A 22,539-nucleotide genomic window follows, 5' to 3' on the forward strand; every position below is an offset into this window, starting at 1 on the left:
TGAAAATTTTTATTCTCATTTATCTCTCTTTCTCTTATCAATCTCTCAAGGAACTTTCCGTGTTTTGCGGGGTGCAAAGGTAAGTAACGTTTTTATTTCTCACAAGCTTTTTTTGATATTTTTTTTTCAGAAATCTAATCCCGAATATCTCAATAACCTGCCAGTATATAAAAGAACGTCTGCGTTGTTGCGGGTGCAAAAGTAACACCTTTTCTCACTTTAACAAGACTTTTTTAAACCTTTTTTTGATTTATTTTTTAATGTAACAATAAAACATTGATAATCATTATTTAACACAAATATTAGCTTTGCAAAAAAAGTGGTTCATAACAAGCATACTGCTTTTAAAGCGCAATTACCGACATTATACCCCGTTCTTACTCTATTTACAGAACGTATCGAAGACATTCAAGAGCTAATCACTCATTATATATAGTAATACTTATTAATTCATTATTGTATACATACTATATATATAGTGTCTTCATACTCTTCCCATACACTATTCATACTCTATCTATATAGGTAGCAATAAAGAACAATACATTAAATATAAAAGAAATACAGAACACCTTTCTACGACAAACATACTAGCGCTGTCCTGATGGACAGCCTCAAGAGTTACTGCACGCAGTAAGACACATTAGAAACAAGCGGAAATACAATCTAAAAACACACTGCTTAATTGTACTATGCAATTCCTGCTTTGTCGGAATAACAAAATAGCAACGTAAACTTCATTGTGAAAAATCAGAACAAAGCGTAAAGTATACATTATATGTGAAAACAAAGACAAAAACCTGTTGTAAGCACAAATGCCCTAGCCCGGATGGTAGTGGCATCCTCTTGGGGCGGGGTTCGACCCAAGAGATATAACGGACAGCCGGAAATAGCTCCTAAAAAAAACACAACTATATATTGAAGGTGTTTTGGTAAACGTTTATATTTGCATTCCTAAAATATATAAAAATGATTAGTATTACTTTGCCCGATGGGTCGATTAGAGCGTTTGCGCCGGGAACAACTCCAATGGAGGTTGCCAAAAACATTAGTGAGGGATTTGCAAGAAATGTCATTTCGGCATCTTTTGAAGGCACCACTATTGAAACCAGCACGCCCTTGACCACTGACGGCAGTCTGATATTATACACATGGAATGATGCTGAAGGCAAAAAAGCATTTTGGCACTCGACTTCGCACGTGATGGCACAAGTATTAGAAGAAATGTATCCTAGTATCCAACTAACATTAGGTCCAGCTATTGCGAATGGATTCTATTATGATGTTGATTTTGGCGAACAAAAGATAACCGAAGCCGACTTCAAAGCTATTGAAAGTCGAATTTTGGAAATCTCAAAAGAGAAGCACGAATTCAAAATGCGTGCTGTTACTAAAGCTGAAGCCTTAGAAACCTATAAAAACAACGTCTACAAAACAGAGTTAATAAGCAATCTAGAAGACGGAACTATTACTTTTTGTGATCATGCCACTTTTACAGATTTGTGTAGAGGAGGTCATATTCCGAACACAGGCATCATAAAAGCTGTAAAAATCATGAGTGTTGCAGGTGCTTACTGGAGAGGAGACGAGAAGAATAAGCAATTGACCCGCGTATACGGCACGTCTTTCCCAAAACAAAAAGACCTAACTGAATACCTAGAATTACTTGAAGAAGCCAAACGCCGTGACCACCGAAAACTTGGTAAGGAATTGGAGTTGTTCGCTTTTTCACAAAAAGTAGGGCAAGGTTTGCCATTGTGGTTGCCAAAAGGCGCCGCATTAAGAGATCGTTTGGAGCAATTTTTAAAAAAAGCCCAAAAGAAAGCAGGTTACGAACAAGTTGTAACTCCACACATTGGACAAAAAGAATTGTATGTAACTTCTGGACATTATGCCAAATATGGTGCTGACAGTTTCCAACCTATCAACACCCCTGCAGAAGGCGAAGAGTTCTTGCTAAAACCTATGAACTGTCCTCATCACTGTGAAATATACAATGTACGTCCTTGGTCCTACAAAGATCTACCAAAACGCTATGCTGAATTTGGAACCGTTTACCGTTACGAACAAAGTGGCGAATTACACGGGTTGACTCGTGTTCGAGGGTTTACTCAGGATGATGCTCATATCTTTTGTACTCCAGAGCAATTGGATGAAGAATTCAAAAAAGTAATTGATTTGGTACTCTATGTTTTTGGATCTTTGGGCTTTGAAAACTTTACTGCTCAAGTGTCTTTGCGCGATAAAGAAAATAGAGAGAAATACATTGGTAGTGATGAAAACTGGGAAAAAGCAGAAAATGCCATTATCAATGCCGCCAAAGACAAAGGACTGAACACAGTTGTTGAATATGGTGAAGCTGCTTTTTATGGTCCAAAATTAGATTTCATGGTCAAAGATGCCCTGGGCAGACAATGGCAATTGGGCACCATTCAGGTAGATTACAACTTACCGGAGCGTTTTGAATTGACCTACAAAGGTTCTGACAACGAATTACATAGACCTGTAATGATTCACAGAGCTCCATTTGGTTCGATGGAGCGATTCATTGCTATTTTATTAGAACACACAGCAGGAAATTTCCCTCTTTGGTTAATGCCGGAACAGGCTATAATCTTGTGTTTGAGTGAGAAATATGAAAATTATGCGAAAAAAGTTTTAAATCTGCTAGAAAATCACGAAATTCGCGCCCTAATTGACAATAGAAACGAGACTATTGGAAAGAAAATCAGAGATGCCGAAATGCAAAAAACCCCATTTATGTTAATCGTAGGTGAGGAAGAAGAGAAAAATGGCACGATTTCAATCCGACGTCACGGTCAAGAAGGCAAAGGAAATATAAGCGTAACGATAGATGAATTTGCCGCTATTGTTGAAGAAGAAATTAGCAAAACATTAAAAGTATTTACAGTTTAACTTAAATTATAAAGTCATAGCAATAAGAAGTAACAGAGGTTATCAACCTCGCGTAGAAAAAAAGGATGCCCACAGAATCAACAACAATATTCGTGGGGTACAGGAAGTAAGACTTGTTGGTGAGAACATCGAGCCTGGTGTTTTTAAATTAGCCGAAGCATTACGTCTTGCGGATGAGTTTGAATTGGATTTGGTTGAAATTTCTCCCAATGCAGAACCACCGGTATGTAAGATTATGGATTATAAGAAATTTGTTTACGAGCAAAAGAAACGTGACAAAATTCTAAAAGCAAAATCTTCGCAGGTTGTGGTTAAAGAAATTCGTTTTGGTCCTCAAACTGATGAGCATGATTACGAGTTTAAAAGAAAAAATGCGGAGAAATTCTTGAAAGAAGGTGCTAAATTAAAAGCGTTTGTATTCTTTAAAGGACGTTCTATTATCTATAAAGATCAAGGACAAATCTTGCTGCTACGTTTAGCAACGGATCTTGAAGAGCATGGAAAAGTAGAAGCTATGCCTGTACTTGAGGGTAAACGTATGATTATGTTTATTGCTCCAAAGAAAAAGAAGTAAAGCCTCCCCCAGCCCCTCCAAAAGAGAGGATAAGAAACTCTAACAAGATTCATAGGGTGAGTAATAATATCATTTCTCGTTCGCCCGTTCGGCGGAGCTTGAAAGTCAAAAATAAGTAAGTAAGAATAAATTAAAAATCTAGGAAAAAATGCCTAAAATGAAAACCAAATCTAGCGCCAAAAAACGTTTCAAAGTTACTGGTTCTGGAAAGATTAAAAGAAAGCATGCTTTTAAAAGTCATATCTTGACTAAAAAATCTAAGAAACGTAAATTAGCCTTGACACACTCAGCGCTAGTTCACACTACAGATATGAAAAGTATCAAACAACAATTAAGAATTATCTAATAAAAGAATCAAGTCTTGAGAATTAAGTATTAAGACTATTGCTTTAAAGAATTCTTTAGGTTAAAAAACATTTAATAACCTTGGAGTATGGCCATAAGTTCCTTTGATTTAATTCAGGACGCCTGCTACAAAAAAACAGTAAAATTATGCCAAGATCGGTAAATTCAGTTGCTAAAAGAGCAAGAAGAAAAAAAATAATGAAGCAAGCCAAAGGTTTCTTTGGAAGACGTAAAAACGTTTGGACAGTTGCTAAGAACGCGGTAGAAAAAGCAATGTGCTATGCATACCGTGACAGAAAAGTGAACAAAAGAAATTTCCGTGCTTTATGGATTCAACGTATCAACGCTGGAGCTAGATTGGAAGGAATGTCTTATTCACAATTCATTGGGAAATTGAAAGCTAACAACATCGAATTGAACCGTAAAGTTCTTGCAGATTTAGCGATGAATCACCCTGAAGCTTTCAAAGCAATACTTAATAAAGTAAAATAAACGTTTTATCAACTCAATTTTGATTACTTACTTATATAGAAAAACCCGAACGAATGTTCGGGTTTTTTTATGCCCTTTTGGGATTAACTCCCTATGCTTGCCTTCTCTCATTATAAATCAAATTAGAGGATTTTGGCTAAAGCCGAACACAAAATTCATTTAAAGAATGGGCTAAAGCCCATTCCTATTCAAATTTTACAAACAAATAGAATAGAACTAAAGTCCGTTCCTATTGAAATAAGTAAACAAATAGTTTGCGAACTCAGTTTATAGGATTGAAAAAAGATGTTACCGTAATGACTACCAAACTACTTCTGCGCAAAAAGCTTAGGTTCGATTAACATCTCATCAATAAAATAATGACGATTAATTATACCAAATCAATTGCTTCTTGCTTTATAGGGAGGTGCGAAAACATTAGACATTCACACAACATACAGAAAGATTTTGGCTAAAGCCTAATACGAAACTTATTTTAGAGAATGGGCTAAAGCCCATCCCTATTCAAATTCACAAACAAATAGAATAGGACTAATGCCCATTCCTATTGAAATTTTATAAACAATAGAATACTAAACTCATTTTAAAGAATGGACTAAAGTCCATTCCTATTCAAATTTTACAAACAAATAGAATGGGACTAAAGCCCATTCCTATTAAAATTAACAAACAAATAGTTTGCGAACTCAGGTTATAAGGTTAGAAAAAGACCTTGCTGGGATGATTAACAAATTACGTCTGTCTAAAAAAGTTTTATCGGAAGTTTGAATACCTACAAGGTCTGGAAAAAGACCTTGCAGGAACAACTAGTACACTACTACTATTTAAAAAAAAATACTAGAAGTTTTTATACCTATAAGATATAGAAAGCATTTAAAGGAGACATCCTGTTATTGGTTTCTATCGTTTTTTATAAAAGTGGAAGATTTTGGCTAAAGCCGAATATGAAACTTATTTTAGAGAATGGGCTAAAGCCAATTCCTATTCAAATTTTACAAACAAATTGAGAATGGGATAAAACCAATTCTTATTGAAATTTTATAAACAATAGAATACTAAACTCATTTTAAAGAATGGACTAAAGTCCATTCCTATTCAAATTTTACAAACAAATAGAATGGGACTAAAGCCCATTCCTATTGAAATTAACAAACAAATAGTTTGCGAACTCAGGTTATAAGGTTAGAAAAAGACCTTGCTGGGATGATTAACAAATTACGTCTGTACTAAAAAAGTTTTATCGGAAGTTTGAATACCTACAAGGTCTGGAAAAAGACCTTGCAGGAACAACTAGTACACTACTGCTATTTAAAAAAAATTACTAGAAGTTTTTATACCTACAAGGTTGAAAAAAACCTTGCAGAAAGGAATAACAAAATACAATTTGCCAACTGTCTTATGCAAAAAAACTACAAGGTCATAAAAGAGACCTTGCAGGTAAAACAATAGCTTAACTGTATCTGGAAAAACTTAATATTATTTATCGAGTTCAAGCTTTTAAATAATTCCAGATTAAAAACCCTCTTTCCTTATAGCCCCGATCGCAGCGGCATCCTCCTGTTTTGTCTCGTTCTTTCGAACGAGGCAAAACAGGAGATATAGCGGAGAGCGGGACGATGCCTGCTTATATTACCTCTTTTTACCGCTCCTACTGCTTTTATGAATTGATAAATCTAGGGTTGATGAGATTGTCTATGGAATAGATTTCGTCCCATTTTTCTTGACTAATTAATTGGCGTTCGACTACCGTGATTTGGTGGACGCTTTTGCCTGATTTTAATGCCTCCCCCGCTATACTGGCACTTTCTTCGTAACCCAAAATCGGATTCAATTGCGTCACGATTCCGATGCTGTTCATCACTAGGTCATAGCAATGCGCTTCGTTGGCTGTTATCCCCACAATACACTTGTCTATTAGGGTGTGAAGGGCATTGGACAAATAATCAAGGGAAGTGAACATCGCAAAAGCGATTACGGGCTCCATTACATTTAGCTGTAATTGACCTGCTTCGGCGGCCATAGTCACGGTTAAATCTTGTCCGATTACGTAGAAACAAGTTTGATTGACTACTTCTGGAATTACTGGATTTACTTTTCCTGGCATTATAGACGATCCTGGCTGACGAGCAGGTAAATTTATTTCATTGAAACCGGTTCTTGGCCCTGAACTTAGTAGTCGTAAATCGTTACAAATTTTGGAGATCTTAACTGCAGTACGTTTCAAAGTTCCCATTATTTGTACATAAGCTCCAGTATCTACAGTAGCTTCGATCAAATCAGGAGATAATGTAAGCGGGATTCCAACCTCTTTGGCTAAATAGTTGACGCATATCTCTGGATAGCCCTCTGGTGCATTTACTTTAGTACCAATGGCAGTTGCCCCCATATTGATTTCGAGTACTAGACTCTGTGCTTCTTTTAAGCGCTTAATATCCTCTCCTATTGTTGTTGCATAAGCGTGAAATTCTTGTCCTAAGGTCATGGGTACCGCATCTTGTAACTGCGTGCGTCCCATTTTTAAGACTTTACTAAACTCGCGTCCTTTGGCTGTAAATGCTTTTTCTAACTCCTCTAAGGTGGTCAAAAAACATTCCATTTTAAGGTACAACGCAATTCGGAAGGCCGAAGGATAGGCATCGTTTGTGGACTGAGAACAGTTAACGTGATTGTTTGGGTGCAAGTATTGGTACTCCCCTTTTTTGTGTCCTAAGAATTCTAAGCCAATATTAGCGATCACTTCGTTGGCATTCATATTCACGGAAGTTCCTGCTCCTCCTTGGATTAAATCGCTTACAAACTCTTGGTCTAATTTTCCAGCAATCAATTGGTCGCTACCATAACAAATGGCTTCGGCAATTTTGGCGTCTAAAACCCCGCAATCTTTGTTGGCCATTGCTGCTGCTTTTTTCACATAGCCCAAAGCTTTTATAAACAAAGGTTCTTTTGATATTGGAATTCCAGTGATGTTAAAATTTTCGATTGCTCTAAATGTTTGTACTCCGTAATATACTTCGTTTGGGATTTCAAGTTCTCCTAAAAAATCGTGTTCTTTACGTGTTGCTTTCATAAAACTATTGTTTTTTTACGTGGTGTTTGGCTGTATTACTCAAAAAAATATTTTCTTTAAAAATACAAAATAAACAAAATATTAAATATAAGTATTAAAAAATAAGCTGAATTTGCTTTTATTGTTTAAAATTAAGAAAATAACAAACAATCATTATTCCTTATGCTCTTGATGCTGTACTGCTTTCTTTTCGGGTGTCTTCCCTCCATTGTAATAGAAGAATAATCGAAGTGTGTGGTTGGCATCGTACTGATAGCCAGAATATTTTTGTTGAAAAACATACATATAACCCAAATCATAACTGAGTTTTGGCGTAATGTTTTGTCGGATTCCTAGGAAAATTCGGTTTTGGTCTAGCGTATTGTACACTACTTCTTTACCAAAGTGCAGCAATAGTTCGTCGGCTACCACCAACGACGGAAGTGATTTGTCTTTAAAAATAGGGATTGTAAAGCTCAACAAATAGCGCACTCTATTGGTGAAGCGGGTATCTACCGCCACATCATTCGTTATTTTGTCTTGCCATCGCTGTTCATTTCTTAGCCGTTGTAGCACGTTGACTTTTCCTATTTTGGAAGTATAAACCACTTGCTGATACATACGCTTCTCATCGGCAAAGTTATTCCACTCTGGTTTGGCTGGTGCTAACCACAAATGGGCATATCCTAGGGCAAGCACCAAATTAGGATAAGCCGTGTAGGTGATTCCAGTTCTTGCGAAATAAAAATTTTCTTTGGCAGCAAAATCTGTTCTGCGGATGTGAACATCATTCATCATTCCCCAGCGGTCGTTGAATTTGTAATTGGTATTGAGACTCACCCAAGTTTGGGCTTGATGGTTGACTTCTTTGGCTGTTTGGGTTTGAGCGTAGTTGTTACAAAAACTACTCAGCACTAGAAAAAACAATATAATTCGTGGCATTTTGAGCAAATTAAATGGATAAAAAGCTAAATTATAACGAATTCCAATTCCCTTTTTTTAAACTTTTTATACTGCTAAAGTTAGGCAATTTTGAAGCAAACCTAATATCTATTTTCTCTTTTTTTGGAGTATTTATTTACCGAGAGGGTTAATTTTTAAGAAAAGAATTTAGTGATTTCTATTTAAACGTCTAAGATTTAAATTCCATTTTAGAAGTCCGAGCTAGTGGGAACAAATTCCAAAAAAATTAAATTCCAAATTCCAAGTATTTATGTTTTAGGATTAAAAGTTAGGAGAAATTGGCGAAGCACCCTAAATAAAATTCCAAATTAAAAAAACCAAATTCCAAATCTGATGTGTTAAGATTAAAAGTCGGGAGACTTTTGACACTTTTGCGGATTAGCAGACGATTTAAAATGGCGCAAAGTGAGAACACTTTGCAGAGCTAGGACATTTGCGTAGCCCAAACTGACAACTTATTCACTCTTCGAAGAGGATATTCTCAGCAGCACGAAAAACAAATTTAATCTTTAATTAGAACTCTTCTCATAGCAGTAAATTTTTATATAAATTATGGCAAATAAATTAAATATTAGCATTAATACACTATATGGATTGTGAATTAAATCCAAACCAACTATTAATAAAAAAGTATTACTTAATAAAACAGTTGTAATTGTAGCGTAGATTATTTGTTGTTTAAGTGTATACTTGTCTTTTGTTATAAAATAGACTATACTTACAAGTATTAAAAAAAACACTTCGCTAGTAATCAAGAACATTAACAATAAGACTAAACCTCTTATATTAGTGTCTGTAAAAATGAACAGATAAACTAACCAAAATAAAAAAGCAAGTGAGTATACTCCATTTATACTCTTTAATAATATTAAAAAACTATTTTTCATTTAATCTTGTATTTTAAATTCGGTTCCCAGCTCCTTACTGTTATATTGCACATCTTTTTTACAATCAGCACAATAATATGTTCCAACTTCATATTTTTTTTCTTCTTTAAATTTTATTCCTTGCGAGTTTAAGTAGTTTCTTGTATTATCAATTGCTTCATTATAATTTGTAGGTAAATTTGAATCTGTATTGTAAACAAAAAACTCTTTCTTTCCTTGCACTTTTGCAACTTGATAATTTATTATACCGACTAATGAAACTTTATTCTCTTTGGCATATGACATTAACTCATTAATAATAGGCATAGTTCTATCATATGCTTCCATATAATTAATATTCGTTTTGGCCTTTATCACTAAGTATAAAAAGGGCATCTTTTACGTAATTAACATATGCTCCATTTTCGCCTGTTCGATTATAAATCATATCAGGCTGGTCACCAGCTCCAACAAAATGTTCCGCAGTCCAACCTCCATCATTACTATTTCCAAATCCATACATACGTTCTGGATTGTCTAATCTTGAATGAGCATAAGTATCTCCAAGTCTATGAAGTAATCTTCCAAATTCTTTAACATTGATGATATCAGTATCTAACAACATTTCCATGGTATTACCTCTTTCATTAGTATGCCACCCATTAGTTAAGGAGTGAGTATGAGTTTGCTCTGTTCCATCAATCCAAGTGTAACGTTCCCTAGCATTGTAGCCCATAATGTCAGTATCAGGATATTCAGCAAATCTAGCAATCTCCTCCGCATTAGGTATTCCTAAAATTTTTGCTATTAATAGAATTGTCCAATAATGACCATCTGTTTGCCATCTTCCATCAGGGTCAATATACCTAATTGGGTTATTTGCGAATGAAGAATATGGATTTATCCAACCTCTTTTATCAGGGTCTTTACCCCACCATCTTCCAATTCTTGGGTCAAGCATCCTCGCACCAAAATCTAAGCTGTTACCCTCACCTTTTAACTCGTCATCTTTTTCCATTCCATTAAATCCATAGCGGTAGCTATCGCTTTGTCCGTGTCTATTCGGCACAAGCATTCCGAAAGGGTAATAATCACTATAACTAAGAACGTCTGGGGTTAGGGTACTATTCGCCCCCAAAAGAGTACGATCTGAAATTACCGAAAGAACGTTACCTAAATGGTTTGATAATTCATATTGCTTGTCTCCTACAAAACGGTAAAAAGCATTTGGCGCTGTAGCAATAGCTTCAGTTCCTTTTCCTTGTGCCAATCCTTCGCAAAGATCTCCAATACCATTATTGTTGGTATCTTCCTGCTTTGGATTGTAAATGGTTCTGCAATTGTCACAAACATCACCAATTCCATCAGGTTTAGGTGCACCGTTTTCGTCAACATCATTATCAGCTTGGTCAAAGTTAGCATTATTTTTGCAATTATCACAAGCATCACCTATACCGTCTCCGTCAGAGTCTAATTGATTCCCTACACCTGCTAAGGCTGCTTGTGCGATACCATTAGGTTTCAAAAGGCAATTATCACATACATTTCCAACGCCATCACCATCATCATCTTCTTGTTTAGGATTAAAAGTATTTGGGCAGTTATCTACAATATCTTTTACACTATCTCCGTCTTTATCCCCATCTTTGGATCCACAGTAAGTTTCGGCAAATTGCAGTCCATTGCTTAATGTCATGCTATGTCCGGTAGAAGAATTAGCTTGACTTGCCCCCATCCCTTCATCTAAGGTGAAAGTATTGGTTAGAATTTCTTCTTTTTCCTGACCGTTATCAATGGTATATCCAAAATCACACATTTCATTGATTAGTCCAAGATATTTTTGGGTACTGCCTTTTTCGTTATCTGGACGATAATTAATTTCGGTATAGCCTAAACTATTATTAGGCAAACGAATAGCAAGTTCACTTGCTCCTCTTTCCATTCCTTTGTTTTCAGCGCCATCAAATTCAGTTACAGTTGGACCAACAGTTGTAGTATAAACGTTTCCATTTACGGTAATACTTACATCGTAACCCGTGCCTGCACTATTACTTTGTGCAATCTCCGCTCGTATATCCCATTCATTTTCTGGAATAGGTGGCGATACAATTTTATATTCAGTGGTGTATTTATTACTTCTAAACAAATAACGGTCTCTTTTTTTAAACTTTTTATACTGCTAAAGTTAGGCAATTTTGACGCAAAACTACTTGTCTTTTTTTTCTTTTTTTTGGAGTATTTATTCCCTTTAGAAGTTTATCTTTAAGGTATAGTTTGAGTGAATTTCAAATTCAGAAGTGTTTAGACAGAAATTAGGAATTCCAAATGAAGAACTCCAAATTCTACTTCTGAAGTATTGGAATAGATTTGAACACTACGAAAATTTCTATCCCTTTTTTGACACTATCCCAAAAGTTTGGGTAAAAAAAATGGGGTTTTAAAACCCCATTTCTTAAGTGCTTTTAAAAGCAATTATTTCTTAGATTCTTCAATAGAAACTTTTCTGAACTCTTTTAAAAGTTTTTCAATTTCTAAACTTGATTTTCGAGCTCTTGCTCCAGCAGCTTTTACTCCTTTTTCTACAAGTGCTTCTGATTCACTTTTAAAAATTTCAATTTCCGTGTTAATTCTAGCAACTAAATCATTCATAATAACGTGTTTTTTTTATTTGAGGTTGCAAAAATAGAAGAATACTTTTATTAATCAAATGAATTTATCTAAAGTACTGATTCATTAGGTAAAGCAATGGAATAGCATAGTCTTAATTAGAAGAAAAAAACCGCAAGAAAAAACTTGTCATCACCTTACCTAGCGTTACCTTTTTAGCTTCACTTCATCATCAAAAAACTAAATATCAACTACTTATACTTTAATTTTATTTCTTTATTTTTTTGTTCGAGGATTGGTAATTCATCCTTGTATTTTTACAAAGAATTTACAATTACGAATACAACGAAGCCAATTTTTTTCTTTAGTTTACCTTACAGCATTCTGATTGAAATGCTTCATAATTTTCCTAGGTGTTGGGATTACCTCTCTGCGAGCATAATCAAACCATTCCACTTCTTTAGTAACTTCGGCACAGCATTCTTTTTTTAGATTGAAAAAACGACTTTTAATCATTATTTTATCGTCAATATAGCAATGGTTCATTTCAATATAAAAAGGTTGCGTAAACATCAGGTTTTTGTAGCAAGTTAACCTATGATTCCCCTCTTTAAAGCCAAGATGTAAGGCATTAAGTTTTTCTTTTGAAAACCCATTATTAAACAAAAAAACATACAATAATCGCAATGTATATGAAAAGTATGCGTCATTTTCCATTACCATGAAATCATTTACATCGTCGCCGGTAACAACATAATTTTTGCCAAACATTTACAATTAATTTAGAGTTAATAAAAAGAGGTCAGTCTACTTTTAAACTGACCTCAAATGAGCGTACAAATTTTACAATGAGTAAATAGCTATTTATATGGTTTAACTGTATAAAAGATTATTTAACCAATGTAAAATTGTAATTGATTTTTACTTTATCAGCAATTTTTTTACTCACCATGCTTGGGATGTCAATACTAAAATCCTCTGGTTTTACTTCAAATGAACCCGTAGCATTCAATCCACTTGGAACTTTTGCAACTTTTATGATTACTGATACTGTTTTGGTTTTACCGTGTATGGTTAAATCTCCTTTTAAAGTAAAATTTTTAGGGGTAGTTGTTATTTTTGAAACATCAAAATCTTCAATTTTTCCTTTCAACGTTGCTTTTGAAAATTTTTCGGATTCCATGTAGTTTTCATTGAAATGTTCTTCCATTAAAGCCACTTTAAAGCGAAAGCCTTTTATCAGTACTAAAGCTGCAAAATCACCCGTTGATTGTTCTAAAACTGCCGAAACACTTTTGTTCTCAGCAGCCACTTCTTCATAGGAAGGCATAGATGCCTGAAATTTTATATTTCCTGTTTTTGTTATCAGTTTTTGAGCAAATCCATTGGTATTTACAAGAATAATCAATAGTAGTAAAAAGGAATTGATAAAGGATTTTTTCATGTGTTTGCTGTATTGGTTTTATTGGTTATATGCAATCCACTTAGTATTGTAGGTGCTTGGGTCATTGTTTTCCATTTTATCTTGGTTTTTGATGATTTCCAACTCCAATACATTCACGGTTACATTTATTTCATCATTAATTCTCTTTAAGCCCATCTGTATTCCACTTTACGATTGCATCAATATTTGCTTGAGACATTCTACCTGCTTGTGGCATAATTCCTGATTGTCCGTTTTGTAATTGTATGCGGCCTAATAAATTTGCGTTTTCAACAGCTGCTTTTACTTGTGCATATGTTGTTAAAGGTCTAAATGAAGCTGATCCCCCACTTGAATGGCAGCGCACACAATTGTTATCTACAATCGCCTTTACATTGGCATTATAGGTAATTACTGTTGCAGTTGGTGGTGTTACTACATCTGGTTTTGGTTCGATAGTCTCAGGAGTGTCAGAACTACAGCTCCATAATCCAGCCAGTAAAATTGTAAGTGCAATTGTTTTTTTCATAGAATTTATTGTTTTATGGTTAATTAGAATACTCTGTATAAGTTAAATCCGAAAAAGAAATTTCCTTTACCCCATTCGCCAGATGCATTGGTAAGATACGCGCTTTCGCTCATGGCTTGTGAGTTGGTAAATATGAGTTGAAAAACATGCCCGCCAGTTTCTACATCAAGTCCCACTGATAATGGGTTTGTATAAAATTTAGGCTTATCAAAATTGTGCATGTATTCTAGATTGACTGATAATCTCTTGGTGATTTTATAGCGTCCACCTCCTCCAAAAGAAAACTGATTGTCTCTTTCTATGTCGGGATTGTAAAGATTTTTGTGTACAAATGAAGGAACCAACTCCAATGACAGTTTTTCATTCACTTTTCTTGATATCAATACCTGTTGAACATAAGCTAAGCGGTGCTTAAATTCTAAGCCAGGATATTGTTTCTTCTCTAAAAACGTATTAATATCTGCCACGGAATACCCCACAATGTCTAATGGAAAATTACTGCCTTGTCTCGCCATTCGGTACTTTACTCCCGTTTCATACATTTTGTTTAGCGTATGTCGAGAAAGATTAACTGATAGCCAATCGGTAATTCCATAAATACCTCCAAGTTTTGTTGTGGCATTATCTAGACCAAAAAAACTATCCAAACCATCTTCAACAGAGCCAAAACGATGAGATACCACAAAATAAAATTCTTTTTTGGCAGGCATTTTTGTAGTCTGTAAGGTTACCAGTTGCAGTGCTTTAAAAGTAGCGGTACTGTAATTCTCAGTGGTTTGATTCGTATCAAGACTGTTTAGTAAATCGTCCTGTGAATAGGCTATAGTAGCCAAAAAAAGACAGGTGGACATTAAAATTTTCTTCATAAAAATGGATTAATTGCTTTATTTATTAATAATACATTGGTCGAGTTTGACTTCTTGAAATAGTTCGTCGTAACCAATGCATTTGCCTTTAACGGATAGTTGACTATTCAAAAGTTTGTTTCTTTTCTTTTGAATGAAAAGGCAAAAAACAGTGTTATCAAGAACCACTACAGAATCCGTTTCTTTGGTTACTTTTCCAGTTACCTCAATAGTTTTATTTAAATACAGTGAATCTGACTTTTCTTGATTTGAATTATACTCATTCATCAGATTTGTCGCAGATGTACTTACTGTTGGTCTTTCCGATTCTATATTGCGCGCTTCTTTGAATAGAAAACCGTAATAAAAATAACTACCTGCTGAAGCCAATACTAGTAATACTACAATTACAGTTGCTGTTTTTTTTCTTTTCATATTTTTTCATTGGATATGATTCAATACTAAAACAGCTAAGGCAAGGATTACCCTACCTAAATAATTGATATTTTAAGAAAAAAAGTAAAAATAAGGACAAGGTTCTTTGTAAAAGCCTTACAGATAAAGCTTTATAATAAAATCCTGAAGCTTATGTTTGGCGTTCTTTGAAGTGAAAAAGTTTCCACTTCCTCTATAGCGTTTGATAAAGAGCTAATTCTATAGTACTCGTTAATCTCATTTTTTCTGTTCAAGATGTTTAAGATGGATATTCCTAATTTATATTGAACTCCATTTGCAGTTACCCACTTGTAAGTAGCGGAAAGATTAACTTGTGAAAAAACGTTTACATTGGTATTGTTGGGTTTATTATAATTGATCACGGGGTTAGAAGGGTCGATTTGCGAACTAGCTGGAGAGGTTTTTGGTCTACCTGAAGTCCATTTAGTACCGAGTGCCATTTTGAAATTGTTTCTCTCATAAACTCCTGCCCACGAAAAAGTATGCATCAACTCAAAGTTGTTAGGAAAAATAGGGTGTTCGTAATTAGAAAAATCATAATTATTATCATTATAAGTATAACTTACCCAAGTAAGAAAGTGATTCATCTTTTTTTGAATCAGAATTTCTGTTCCAAATATTTCATAATCTCCTGTTGTTCGAATAAACTCTAATTGATTTTGAAAACCTTGACTTGAGGTTGTAATTCCAGTAACTTTTTTATAAAAATTTTCTATATCCAAGATCCAGTCGTCCTTTTTATAAAATAAATTCAACGATACTTGTTTGCTCCTTTGAATAGGAACTGTGGTGTTGTCTGATAAAACCCAACGTCTTTTTTCGATGCCGAAATAATCTTTTTGCAAATAAATAATCTGTTGCGAATTCTGGCTTTTTAGCTCACCTAGTAATCCTATATTCAGACTTTTACTAATGCCGTAATTCAACTGAAATCTTGGTTCTACAATATATTTATTAAATTTTTCGATATAATTCATTCGTGTTCCTAGCTTACCATATATTCTAGAAATGGTGTCATTATATATTCCTTCCAAAATCAAAGTATGCGATCTCAACACCTCTTTGGTTTTACGATAAAAATCAGGATTAGTTACCTGCTCCAAATTCGTAACCCCTATTTCGTTAAACTGATAACCATTATTAAAACTAAATTCAGCACTAATGGTATGGTTATTTTCCAAATTTATTCCATTATTTTGCACTGTATTTTCCTGAATAACGATTTGATTCCCAGTAGTAGCTTTTTGGTTGGCCAAAAGTTTATAGGAAGAGTTATAAGTATTAATTTTAGAAGTATTCTTGCTATTCCACTCTCTTTTCCAAGATAAATTTCCTCCAAAATTTTGCTGCTGCAACACATTGTTTTCTGATTTGTTTAGGTCGTTTGTAGCCGCACTTTGCAACACTTTCAAATTGTCTTTTATGGTTATTACATCCAGTACTATTTGGTCTTTGGTTCCTATTTTTTGAGCATATTTAAGCGTTGCATCATAGAAATCAAATTCTTTATCGCTTTGATACTTGATATTTTGATTTTGCGAGAAATCAGAGATTGTCGTATTTTGAAATATTTTATTGAAGTATTCTTTAAAGGTAGGAGTTTCTATAAAATCAGTAATCGATTTACGTGCAGCAATTTCGATATAACTCTTTTTCGAAAGGTTGTACTTTGCATACATATCAGCATTAATCATATTGATTCCTGCGCTAAAAGTATTTTTTTCTGCAGTTTCTGGAGTTGAAGCAATAACTACTACGCTAGACACACTTTCTCCATAAAAAGCAGAACTTCCGTTTTTATAGATAGCAATAGTATGAGCCAAATTAGGATTAAAAACTGATATTAAACCAAAAAAATGTCCCGTTTGAAACATTCGTATTCCATTCCACAAAAACAAATTTTGATCGTGAGTCCCACCGCGTACATTGATGCTAGACACACTTTCGTCGATACTGTTTACACCTGCAATTTGCTGCATTGTTTGTAAAGCATCTGGCTCGATAAGTCCCGGCAAAATACCAAATTTCTTGGGTTTAATTTCAAATGAACCGTCCTTACTTTTTGAGATTCCCGAAGCCAAAATAGCATTGGTTTTAATCTCTTCCAATTCTGTGATATCAGGATCTAATAGAATTTCCAAACACTTTTTGTGACCTGAATTAGTAGCAACAATTCTTTTGGTTATGTATCCGATATGACTAATCCAGAGTATGTTTGTCTCAGATTTTTCACCTTCAAAATAACCATTAGCATCCGTTGTAAGCTGGATTTTATCGTTTAAATTGATATTTGCGTTCTCGATAGGTTTTTTGTCTGCCGAAAAAACGTAGCCACAAATTATATTAGCTTCCTTGTCTTTTTTGTAAATATTAATGAATTGATTTCCTATATTTTCAAAAGACAAATTGGTCTTTCTTTCAAGATATTGTAGTTTTTGATCTAATGAGAGTGATCTTTTAGGAGGGTGTAGTTGCAGTCCCGTGATATTGTCTTCGGTGTAATTAAAGCTAACCTTATGCTGTTGTTCGATTTCAATTATAATTTTTTTAAAGGGCATACTCTTTTGTTTCTCTTGAGCCAAAAGATGCAGGACAAGGAAAAAGAAAAAAAATGAAAAATGAAATGATTTGGGGTGCAACATTTATTTTTCGTCAAATATTATTTTATTCTTTGAGACTTTTTTCATCTCTAAATTATAGGTTGTACTAATTATTTGCAAAGCAACATCTAGATTTTTGGTAGGCAATTTTCCAGTAAATAAGGACGTAGTATCTTTTGCGTTTACTTCAATTGTAATATTGTATTGTCTACGAACTTCGTCTAGCAAGGACTTGATATTTTCCTTATAAAAAGTGATTTGATTGGCCATCCATTCTGGCTTCAATGAAGTTGTTCCCCTATTTATTTGTTTTCCATTTTCAAAGATAACGCTTTGTCCGTGTGTCAAGAGCACTTGAGCATTTCCATAATTTACTTTTACACGTCCTTCGTAACAGACTACATCAAACCTATTTTTTCTGGCTTTTACGTTGAATTGCGTCCCTAAAACCGATACTTTCCCAAGGTTGGTCTGCACCTCAAAACGTTTTCCTTTGGCTACTTTGAAATACGCTTCTCCGTTTAGTTCAAGATGTCTGTTGCTGTTCCAATTCCATTTTTTAAAGTGTATTTCAGAACCCGCATTCAGCACCACTTCGGAATTATCCGGTAATAGAAAGGTAGTTTTTTCACCAAAGTTTGCTGTTTGTGTTTGTGGTACAAAATTTTGGATTGCGAAAGTAATTCCAAGAGCCAAAACAAGGATTGCCGCTGCTTGAAAGAACCATTTTTTGTATAAAGGCACTACTTTTGTAACCTTTTTTTTCTGGTTTAGAATATTCGCTAGCATCGCATTTTCATCCCAATCCTCTACTTCTAAATGTGCGGTATAGTCCTTAATTTTTTGGTATTTTTCAAAATCGGGACTTGCTTCAAATGCCACTAATTCATCCTCTGACAAATCATTGTTGAGCCATTTCGCTAGTATGTGATTTTCTTTCATTGTACTTTTATTATATATTAAAACAACTGGGACTCTATTTACCCTACTTTTACAAATCAATTTCTTTGCGTAAACTTAGCAAAGCTAAATGAATACGCTTTTCGACAGCTTTAATGCTAATATTGAGTGCTAATGCAATTTCGCTATATTTTTTCCCATCAATACGATGCATCAAAAAGGCCACGCGTTGTTTTTCGTTTAAATTTTCAATGGCTTTCAACAGTTTGGCTCGAAATTGTTTTTCCTCCAAAAGATATTCTGGGCTTTCATTTGTTTTATCTAAACCTGTAAAGTTTTTTTCATATCGCAACACCACTTTTTGATGTGCAATTTCATTTAAACTGCTATTGTTTGCTATCGTATAAATATAGGACTTTGCCTTTTCAATCGGCACTGCATCACAGTTTTGCCAGAGTTTAACAAACGCCTCTTGTGCTACATCTTCTGCTTGTTCTTTATTGCCAAATTTGTAAAAAAGAAAATTCCGAAGTGCTTTTATTTGACTTCTAAAAAAAGATGAAAAAATTATTTCATCACAAGTATTTGATTGGTTCGTATTTGGCATCTAGATTTCCTATTTGTATGTTGCAAAAGTATTTGTTTTTAATTTAAGTAGGGTAAAAGTAAAGCTGATTGTTTTATAGAAGCATAGCTTAGTAAGGTTTTTTATACTTAGTGATTTAAACAGAGCACAAAAACCTTAACCGTGAATTTATTGAAAAACAGTTTCTTGAAAATTATTACCTTTGCCAAAATACTATTATGCTTTCTTTACAAAAATATTTAGCTCTGATCCCCCTACTTTTCTTGCTTTCATGCCAAAGCGAAATTGATGAGCAGGACAATAATTTACAGGGAACTATTACCCCAGTTTCTCCTCTTACTTCTTATTTGCAAAGAATAGCAATGGTCAAAACCATTCATGACAACATCATAGACAAGTCTAATTATTGCACTATACAATTTCCCTATTCCGTTACAGTAAATAATGCAAAAATAACATTGAATACTATAGCTGATTATCAAAAAGTAGTAGATAATGTAAACGCCAATACTACTGATGACGATATTGTAAAAATAGATTTCCCAGTAACGATGGTCTATTATAATTACATCGAAAAATTTATTCCTGATGCAACTGATTTTAATTCTTTAATCGATTATTGGAATCTTTACCCTGATCTTTTGTCTAAAATCAATGGTCTAAACATCAATTATCCTATAACGATAAATAGCTATAACAGTTCTAATCAGTCCGCAAGTTCTACAACTATTATTAGCGATCAGGCTTTTTTTTATTTTATAAAAAATCTGAGTGCTAATCAGTATATCTCCTTACAATATCCCATTTCGATAGTGGATTATAATTATCAACCAAGGACGATTTCCAATAATCAAGAATTCGAAGATGCCATAAAATATGCTATTGATTATTGTCCAGAAAACAATATTGTGTCGCTTGATTTTGAAGAAGTGCTAACAAAAGGATCTTGGAGCATCCCTTATTCTTTTATTACTTCAGATAACACTGCTTTGTATAGCGGTTATTCATTTGTCTTTAAAAATGATTATACGGTTGTCGCTACAAAAGGAGGTGTTTCTGAAACGGGTCAGTGGGACATAAAGATATATAATGGAGTTAAAAAATTACAATTAGATTTTAGTTCAACATTACTAAGTAAATTGGATAGTAATTGGGCATTATTTGAGTTTAATAATTCTCAAATACGATTACGAAATGTAGGCATCAACTCCAATTATCTCTATTTTGAGAAAAAGTAAATTACGACAACGATTCTTTGATTGATTTATTTTACAAAAATGTCGATTCAAAACAAGGTTTAACTGTTAATTATAGCTGTATTACAAAAATGTTAATCCGCTTTTTATTGAAAAGTTCTTTATTTAATAAATAGCAAAGGATTCTAATCTAAATCAACTTAATTTACTAGAATTTTAGTTGTTGTATTTTATTTTTTTAAACTGTACTTTTTTCTAGTGAAGCTTACTTATTGTAAAATATCGACGATTATAAAAAACTATCAGAAAACAAAAGAGAATTAGTTTGTTACCACCTATTCTACTCATCCTATTACTAGCTGTACACAATAAAAAAATTCAATACAAGTAAACCTTATCTCTCATACCCTTTACCAAAACGATAATTAAGAATTATACCGTGTGTATTAATATTGTTATATCCAGCTAAAGCATAGCTATAATTGTATAAAAACTTAAAATTTGACCCCAAATGAAATCCTGCTAAAAAATTTACGGTCTCACTAGTACGATATCCTATTCCAAACTCTACCTTGCTTAAATAATTTAGCATTAAATTAATATCCGCTTGGAATGGTGCTCCTGAAACATATTTCAATAAAACACTAGGATTGACAAGTAACTCTTCAAACCTTGAGGTAAAAAAACGAAGTCCAAAATAACTGTAAATAGGATTCTTAAAATTAATATTTCTTTCTGTAGACAATGAATTACCTAATATATTTGGGGCTGAAACCCCCCAATATATACGATCTCTGTTGTATAAAAATCCAAGACCAATTGTTGGTACAAAGGCATTAACATTTTTTTGAAAATCTGGATCATTCTCTATACCTAGGCTCAATAAGTCTTCATTATATAACGTTCCTCCACCACTAATCCCAAAAGATAAAATATTAGGATCATATGCCCACCATTTTCCTTGACCGTACTCTGAATCAAAAAAAATCTTGTATGCATATGAACCAAAAAAACTCGTTGCTCTAGTTACTCCTATTTCATCCATTGAGATTCCTGCTGCCAATCCCATATTCTTAGAACGTAAAGGAGCGTTTACTGTTAAACCTATATTTTTAGGACTTCCATCTACTGCATTATAAAAACCGGAATTCATCAAAGAGACATCTGTATCCTCATAATACCCTGCATGTGCCGGATTTATAACTACTGTATTATAACTGTAATTAGCAAATACAGGAGTTTGTTGAGCAAAAAGATAATTTATTGTCATTGTAAAAAAAAGTACAATGAAAGTTCTGTAATATTTATTATTCATTATTTATCGTTTTAATACAAGGAAACCCTTGGTCTTTTTTAAATGATGTACTCCTTCAATCTTTATTTCGAAAAAATAAGTGCCTTCAGGTAAAACATCGGCTCCTAGACTTCTTCTTTCGTTAGCTATACCTTTAAAAACATTCGTTGAATTATCATATTTCTTGGTATAAAAAACTAAATCTCCCCACCTATTATATATATATACTTCATTATTAGGATACTCTTCTATAGTGTCAATTCTCCAAAAATCGTTTATGCCGTCATCATTTGGAGAAAAACCATATTTTGTTTCATCTTCTTTTATTTTTTCCACAAATACTGTTACACTATCCTCTGCTACACATCCATCTGTACTAGTATAAACAACAGTATATGTTGTAGTTACTAAAGGATTAACTATAGGGTTAGGAATTAATAAATTACTTAATCCTGTTGCCGGATTCCATTTGAAACTTCCTGTAGAAGATGCAATAGCATTTAATTGTATATTTCCACCTTCATTAATACTAACATCACTACCCGCATCAACAGTAACTAACCTAGTATCAACTACAAAATCACATTTTGAGCTATTTCCACTCTTATCTATCACTCTTATTGTTACTAAAGTATTTGTTTTAATACTACTCCCTATCGCAGGGATTTGCTCAATTACAAATGATGTATCACAATTATCGGAAGCAGATATTAAACCTCTATAATCTGGTAAGGTTTCTCCACAAGCCAAGGTCTGATTCCCTATACAGTTTATAACAGGGGCTGTAGTATCCGCTATCACAATACTTTGATTTTGTGTCGTGCTGTTGGTTCCATCTGAATATGTCCAAACTACTGTTGTAGAAGATGTAATAGGAAGAACCGCTGTAGTACTAGCTGTA

At 33.8% G+C, this 22,539-nt stretch carries 22 protein-coding genes; 6 read left to right on the plus strand and 16 right to left on the minus strand.

Annotated elements, in window-relative coordinates; genetic code table 11:
• The 5 genes from WFZ86_RS19280 to rplT all read left to right on the plus strand — a co-directional run.
• A partial coding sequence (locus WFZ86_RS19280) for a hypothetical protein (protein ID WP_342693460.1) occupies positions 1–205 on the plus strand: 205 nt, incomplete at its 5' end.
• 764 nt (positions 206–969) lie between these two features.
• Positions 970–2,916 (plus strand): threonine--tRNA ligase, encoded by a 1,947-nt coding sequence (gene thrS / locus WFZ86_RS19285; protein ID WP_342693461.1) that lies wholly within the window; start codon positions 970–972, stop codon positions 2,914–2,916.
• 22 nt (positions 2,917–2,938) lie between these two features.
• On the plus strand, positions 2,939–3,490 hold the full coding sequence (gene infC / locus WFZ86_RS19290; RefSeq protein WP_342693480.1) for a translation initiation factor IF-3: 552 nt from the start codon (positions 2,939–2,941) through the stop codon (positions 3,488–3,490).
• A 148-nt stretch (positions 3,491–3,638) separates the two neighbouring features.
• The gene (rpmI, locus tag WFZ86_RS19295) at positions 3,639–3,836 is read left to right on the plus strand and encodes a 50S ribosomal protein L35 (RefSeq protein ID WP_024982756.1); all 198 of its coding nucleotides are present in this window, start codon (positions 3,639–3,641) and stop codon (positions 3,834–3,836) included.
• 146 nt (positions 3,837–3,982) lie between these two features.
• On the plus strand, positions 3,983–4,327 hold the full coding sequence (rplT, locus tag WFZ86_RS19300) for a 50S ribosomal protein L20 (RefSeq protein WP_342693462.1): 345 nt from the start codon (positions 3,983–3,985) through the stop codon (positions 4,325–4,327).
• A gap of 1,657 nt (positions 4,328–5,984) precedes the next feature.
• Here rplT and aspA read toward each other — a convergent pair.
• The 14 genes from aspA to WFZ86_RS19370 form a co-directional block, all read right to left on the minus strand.
• On the minus strand, positions 5,985–7,394 hold the full coding sequence (gene aspA, locus WFZ86_RS19305; RefSeq protein ID WP_342693463.1) for an aspartate ammonia-lyase: 1,410 nt from the start codon (positions 7,392–7,394) through the stop codon (positions 5,985–5,987).
• 153 nt (positions 7,395–7,547) lie between these two features.
• Positions 7,548–8,315 carry a DUF2490 domain-containing protein gene (locus WFZ86_RS19310; protein WP_342693464.1) on the minus strand — a complete coding sequence of 256 codons (768 nt, stop codon included), beginning with the start codon at positions 8,313–8,315 and terminating at the stop codon, positions 7,548–7,550.
• Between the two features lie 908 nt (positions 8,316–9,223).
• Positions 9,224–9,550: a hypothetical protein gene (locus WFZ86_RS19315; RefSeq protein ID WP_342693465.1), complete on the minus strand. Its 327-nt coding sequence runs from the start codon at positions 9,548–9,550 to the stop codon at positions 9,224–9,226.
• A gap of 4 nt (positions 9,551–9,554) precedes the next feature.
• Positions 9,555–11,348, minus strand: a complete 1,794-nt coding sequence (locus tag WFZ86_RS19320) for an RHS repeat-associated core domain-containing protein (protein WP_342693466.1) — start codon at positions 11,346–11,348, stop codon at positions 9,555–9,557.
• 326 nt (positions 11,349–11,674) lie between these two features.
• Entirely contained in the window at positions 11,675–11,851 is a 177-nt protein-coding gene (locus WFZ86_RS19325) for a histone H1 (protein ID WP_342693467.1), read from the minus strand.
• A gap of 327 nt (positions 11,852–12,178) precedes the next feature.
• A complete protein-coding gene (locus tag WFZ86_RS19330; RefSeq protein WP_342693468.1) occupies positions 12,179–12,580 on the minus strand; it encodes a thioesterase family protein in 402 nt (133 codons plus the stop codon).
• A gap of 118 nt (positions 12,581–12,698) precedes the next feature.
• Positions 12,699–13,253 carry a YceI family protein gene (locus WFZ86_RS19335; RefSeq protein ID WP_342693469.1) on the minus strand — a complete coding sequence of 185 codons (555 nt, stop codon included), beginning with the start codon at positions 13,251–13,253 and terminating at the stop codon, positions 12,699–12,701.
• 18 nt (positions 13,254–13,271) lie between these two features.
• Positions 13,272–13,409 (minus strand): hypothetical protein, encoded by a 138-nt coding sequence (locus WFZ86_RS19340; RefSeq protein ID WP_342693470.1) that lies wholly within the window; start codon positions 13,407–13,409, stop codon positions 13,272–13,274.
• Entirely contained in the window at positions 13,390–13,761 is a 372-nt protein-coding gene (locus tag WFZ86_RS19345; protein ID WP_342693471.1) for a c-type cytochrome, read from the minus strand. The genes WFZ86_RS19340 and WFZ86_RS19345 overlap by 20 nt, the downstream gene beginning before the upstream one ends.
• Before the next feature lie 23 nt (positions 13,762–13,784).
• Positions 13,785–14,627 carry a DUF5777 family beta-barrel protein gene (locus WFZ86_RS19350; RefSeq protein WP_342693472.1) on the minus strand — a complete coding sequence of 281 codons (843 nt, stop codon included), beginning with the start codon at positions 14,625–14,627 and terminating at the stop codon, positions 13,785–13,787.
• Positions 14,628–14,645: 18 nt separating this feature from the next.
• Positions 14,646–15,041 carry an OB-fold protein gene (locus tag WFZ86_RS19355; protein WP_342693473.1) on the minus strand — a complete coding sequence of 132 codons (396 nt, stop codon included), beginning with the start codon at positions 15,039–15,041 and terminating at the stop codon, positions 14,646–14,648.
• A 131-nt stretch (positions 15,042–15,172) separates the two neighbouring features.
• Positions 15,173–17,620, minus strand: coding sequence for a TonB-dependent receptor plug domain-containing protein (locus tag WFZ86_RS19360; RefSeq protein ID WP_342693474.1), 2,448 nt, complete (start codon positions 17,618–17,620; stop codon positions 15,173–15,175).
• A gap of 84 nt (positions 17,621–17,704) precedes the next feature.
• Positions 17,705–18,604 carry a FecR family protein gene (locus WFZ86_RS19365; RefSeq protein ID WP_342693475.1) on the minus strand — a complete coding sequence of 300 codons (900 nt, stop codon included), beginning with the start codon at positions 18,602–18,604 and terminating at the stop codon, positions 17,705–17,707.
• 49 nt (positions 18,605–18,653) lie between these two features.
• Positions 18,654–19,169 carry an RNA polymerase sigma factor gene (locus WFZ86_RS19370; protein WP_342693476.1) on the minus strand — a complete coding sequence of 172 codons (516 nt, stop codon included), beginning with the start codon at positions 19,167–19,169 and terminating at the stop codon, positions 18,654–18,656.
• A 197-nt stretch (positions 19,170–19,366) separates the two neighbouring features.
• Between WFZ86_RS19370 and WFZ86_RS19375 the strand changes: the two genes are divergently transcribed.
• The gene (locus WFZ86_RS19375) at positions 19,367–20,386 is read left to right on the plus strand and encodes a hypothetical protein (protein WP_342693477.1); all 1,020 of its coding nucleotides are present in this window, start codon (positions 19,367–19,369) and stop codon (positions 20,384–20,386) included.
• Between the two features lie 352 nt (positions 20,387–20,738).
• Here the strand turns inward: WFZ86_RS19375 and WFZ86_RS19380 are convergent, their stop codons facing one another.
• Entirely contained in the window at positions 20,739–21,659 is a 921-nt protein-coding gene (locus tag WFZ86_RS19380) for a PorP/SprF family type IX secretion system membrane protein (protein WP_342693478.1), read from the minus strand.
• 3 nt (positions 21,660–21,662) lie between these two features.
• Positions 21,663–22,539: T9SS type B sorting domain-containing protein (locus WFZ86_RS19385; RefSeq protein WP_342693479.1), on the minus strand; the 877-nt coding region annotated here is incomplete at its 5' end.

Origin of the sequence: Flavobacterium polysaccharolyticum (genome assembly GCF_038739875.1) — a bacterium.
In the GTDB taxonomy this organism is placed as follows: Bacteria; Bacteroidota; Bacteroidia; order Flavobacteriales; family Flavobacteriaceae; genus Flavobacterium; species Flavobacterium polysaccharolyticum.